The sequence below is a fragment of the Peribacillus sp. genome (assembly GCF_059453735.1).
In genome coordinates this window covers 1-2,646 of the sequence record NZ_JAZVJO010000114.1, presented here as the reverse complement: position 1 = coordinate 2,646, position 2,646 = coordinate 1, and the positions used below count along the sequence as shown (strand labels likewise).

The 2,646-nt window shown below is 36.4% G+C and carries 3 protein-coding genes; 2 read left to right on the top strand and 1 reads right to left on the bottom strand.

Annotated features, from left to right (window positions below; all coding sequences use genetic code 11):
- Both AC52RT_RS03695 and AC52RT_RS03690 read left to right on the top strand, forming a co-directional pair.
- The coding region (locus tag AC52RT_RS03695) for an N-acetyltransferase DgcN family protein (RefSeq protein ID WP_495539502.1) at positions 1-1,113 on the top strand (1,113 nt) is incomplete at its 5' end.
- Entirely contained in the window at positions 1,110-2,186 is a 1,077-nt protein-coding gene (locus AC52RT_RS03690) for an alanine/ornithine racemase family PLP-dependent enzyme (RefSeq protein WP_495539501.1), read from the top strand. The genes AC52RT_RS03695 and AC52RT_RS03690, both read left to right, overlap by 4 nt.
- 62 nt (positions 2,187-2,248) lie before the next feature.
- Here the strand turns inward: AC52RT_RS03690 and AC52RT_RS03685 are convergent, their stop codons facing one another.
- Entirely contained in the window at positions 2,249-2,497 is a 249-nt protein-coding gene (locus AC52RT_RS03685) for a hypothetical protein (protein ID WP_495539500.1), read from the bottom strand.
- Positions 2,498-2,646: the final 149 nt, after the last annotated feature.

Below are 2,646 nucleotides of genomic sequence, written 5' to 3'. Positions count from 1 at the left end.
GAGGAACATGGAAGGGAAAGTGAAATGAAAAAAACGGCGCCTATTTATTGTGAAAATCATTTTGGAACAATGGATGGAAAAACGGCAAATGGATTGATTAGAAGTTCAGGTAAATATCAAATTGTTGGTGTAATCGATCGTTCAAAAGCCGGAATGGATACAGGGGAAGTCCTTGAGGGAGTGAAAAATGGTATTCCGTTTTTCTCAACACTTGAGGATGCTATAGGAAGTTTGACTAAAATACCGAACCAATTCATCTATGGTATGGCTCCATCTGAAGGGTTTTTAAAAGAAAACGAAAGAAATATTGTATTAAAGGCAATGGAATATGGGATGAATATCGTTAACCCTCTTCATGAATTCTTCACAGCAGATGAAGAATTTGTAGATGCCTCTGTAAAGTATGGGGTCGAAATAGTCGATGTTAGAAAGCCGCCGTTGAAAAAAGATATGCATCTTTTTTCAGGAAGAATTTTAGCCATTGATACACCGGTTGTGGCAGTGCTCGGAACAGACAGTGCAGTAGGGAAAAGAACGACATCTGTAATTCTTGAGGCTGCCCTTTTGAAAATGGGCTTAAAGGTTGCTTTTGTAGCAACAGGGCAAACGGGACTCATCCAAGGAGCAAAATATGGGGTGGCTATCGACGCGATACCATCGCAATTTATGACAGGTGAAATTGAAAACGAAGTTATGAAAGCGCATACAAATGATCAACCTGACATTATTCTGATTGAAGGACAAGGAGCACTAAGTCATCCGGCTTATATAAGTTCATGTGGAATTATCAGGGGATCAAGACCAGGAGCCGTAATCATTCAGCATCCGCCAAAGCGAGAAAATTTAGGGGATTTTAACTTTATGAAAATGCCAACCATAAAAAGTGAGATTGAACTGATTGAAAATTTTTCAAGCACAAAGATTATAGCTATTACGATTAACCATGAAAACATGTCAGATCAGGAAATTGCAGATGTAATTGTTGAATATGAGGATCAACTTAATCTTCCAACGACAGATGTTCTAAAATACGGATGCGATAAACTAATCGCCAGCATTTTTGAGACTTTTCCATTACTAAAGAATAAAACAACGAAATTACTAGTCACGTGAACGATTCTATTGCACCAAGGATTGAAATTAACACAGTTAAAATTGGAATGAATGCAGAGGTTCTGCTCAAACTGTATAAAACTAAAGGGATTGACATCATGGGAGTGACCAAAGGTGTCTGTGGAGTTCCCGAAATTGCAAAGGTTTTAGTCGATAAGGGGATCCATCTTCTAGGGGACTCCAATGTAAAAAACCTTAAGAAAATGCGTGAAGCCAACATAAAAGCAGAATTCGTTTTATTAAGAACGCCTGCATTAAGTGAAATCGATTCTGTCATTAAATATGCAGATATTAGCCTTAATACTGAACTCGCTATTATAAAAAGCCTTTCAGCTGAAGCAAAGAAGAAAAAAGTTGTTCATAAAATCATCCTCATGATAGAGATGGGTGATTTGAGAGAAGGGATTTTGTCTGAGGATCTTGACGAATTCATTGATGAAGTTCTGAATCTACCTAATATTAATCTGATTGGAATTGGAGCAAACTTTGCCTGTTTTGGAGGTGTGAAACCTACAAAAGATAAAATGGAGGAACTATCATCGTTGAGTAAAGAAATTGAAAAAAAGTTTTCTATATCACTCACTTATGTTTCAGGAGGAAACTCTGCTAATTATAGTTGGTTCAAGACCACTGAAAATATTGGACAGATTAATAACTTGCGAGTGGGAGAGTCCATCTTATTAGGAAAAGAAACGCTATACCGAATGAACATCCCTGGATTATTTACAGATGCCTTTACCTTTATTTCAGAAGTGATTGAATCAAAAATAAAACCTTCTGTTCCTTATGGAGAAATTGCCCAAAACACAGTAGGATTATCACCGCACTTTGAAGACCGAGGAACAATCAGAAGAGCGATTCTCGGAGTAGGGTTTCAGGATGTACAAGTGTCGGGTTTAACGCCTAATGTAGATGTAGAGATTATTGGTTCAAGTAGTGATCATACAGTGGTAGATGCGAAGAAGATAGATTTACAAGTAGGAGATGAGATTGCCTTCTCGCTCAATTATGCGGCGCTTCTGTCAGTCATGAGCTCACCTAATGTTTCTAAACAGTATATTCATAGCCTATGAATAGACCATCAGGCATTAGCTTCCTAAAAAAAGTACCTCATTCTAAAAATGAGGTACTTTTTTTACTCTTTTTTCAACATGCTTCTTCCTTGCATAAGAATTTCTCTATTTCTGCTAATAATATCGGCATTTTCCGACTTAATATGATCAATAATAAGATCGTTATCTTCCATATAGTCGAGTAATAGTTCAACAGCTTTTTCTGCTAATTGGTCTGTAGATACATTTCGATCTTCAGCTAATCGAGAAAGTCTTTTGCTCAAATTAGATGGTATAGAAACATTTATTGGTACACGGTTTTCAGCACTCATATGTAAGCTCCTTTGACATTATTAATACAGTATATGTTGGAAAATTATATAAGTCAAAATAAGTCGAAAAAGAAGAAGAGTCAATAGGATTATGTGATCATTTAAGTATAAAGAGAATAGCTATTCGAATTATTTATTTTGTGTGGATA

What these genes read in the sequence shown, in the direction of transcription:
- AC52RT_RS03685 (WP_495539500.1), bottom strand. Translation starts at nt 2,497, where the DNA reads ATGAGTGCTGAAAACCGTGTACCAATAAATGTTTCTATACCATCTAAT.